Genomic DNA, 535 nt, shown 5'->3' on the forward strand with positions numbered 1-535 from the left:
GGCACATGGATGAAACCTACGTGAAGGTCAATGGCCGCTGGGCGTATCTGTACCGGGCCGTCGACAGCCGGGGCCGCACTGTCGATTTTTATCTCTCCTCCCGTCGTAACAGCAAAGCTGCATACCGGTTTCTGGGTAAAATCCTCAACAACGTGAAGAAGTGGCAGATCCCGCGATTCATCAACACGGATAAAGCGCCCGCCTATGGTCGCGCGCTTGCTCTGCTCAAACGCGAAGGCCGGTGCCCGTCTGACGTTGAACACCGACAGATTAAGTACCGGAACAACGTGATTGAATGCGATCATGGCAAACTGAAACGGATAATCGGCGCCACGCTGGGATTTAAATCCATGAAGACGGCTTACGCCACCATCAAAGGTATTGAGGTGATGCGTGCACTACGCAAAGGCCAGGCCTCAGCATTTTATTATGGTGATCCCCTGGGCGAAATGCGCCTGGTAAGCAGAGTTTTTGAAATGTAAGGCCTTTGAATAAGACAAAAGGCTGCCTCATCGCTAACTTTGCAACAGTGCCC

At 52.5% G+C, this 535-nt stretch carries 1 protein-coding gene; it reads left to right on the plus strand.

Annotated features, from left to right (window positions below; genetic code table 11):
* On the plus strand, positions 1-482 hold a 482-nt coding region (locus tag H0I76_RS19300; RefSeq protein ID WP_032187833.1), incomplete at its 5' end, for an IS6-like element IS26 family transposase.
* Positions 483-535 lie beyond the last annotated feature (53 nt).

Source organism: Thermohalobaculum xanthum, from assembly GCF_016623495.1.
Taxonomy (GTDB): domain Bacteria; phylum Pseudomonadota; class Alphaproteobacteria; order Rhodobacterales; family Rhodobacteraceae; genus Thermohalobaculum; species Thermohalobaculum xanthum.